Origin of the sequence: Flavobacterium sp. FlaQc-48, assembly GCF_044007335.1 — a bacterium.
Classification (GTDB): domain Bacteria; phylum Bacteroidota; class Bacteroidia; order Flavobacteriales; family Flavobacteriaceae; genus Flavobacterium.
Window position 1 is genome coordinate 1 of sequence record NZ_JBIPCR010000072.1, and the last position, 342, is coordinate 342.

A 342-nucleotide genomic window follows, 5' to 3' on the forward strand; every position below is an offset into this window, starting at 1 on the left:
ATTAAGTTATAAAGAATTAGATCAACGCTCCAATCAGTTGGGGCATTATTTACGCGAACAAGGCGTAGAGCCGGATGATCTTGTGGGTATTTGTCTGGAGCGAAGCTTAGAGATGCTCATTGGTATTCTGGGAATATTAAAATCAGGAGGAGCTTATGTTCCAATCGATCCGGAGTATCCAACAGATCGTATAGATTATATGCTTAAAGATGCCAGTATTGGTTTGGTTTTAAGTAGTGGTGTTAGTAGTAAAGTTATAAAAGAGAAGAAAGATGTTTCTACTTTTCTATTAGATAAAGATTGGGATCTTATCTCTGGCTACTCTACAGGGAAACTCAGCAA

Annotated in this window: 1 protein-coding gene; it reads left to right on the forward strand. The window is 37.7% G+C overall.

Annotation, left to right across the window (positions count from 1 at the left end; translation table 11 throughout):
- On the forward strand, window positions 1–342 hold a 342-nt coding region (locus tag ACHRWY_RS27630), incomplete at both ends, for an AMP-binding protein (RefSeq protein ID WP_395359242.1).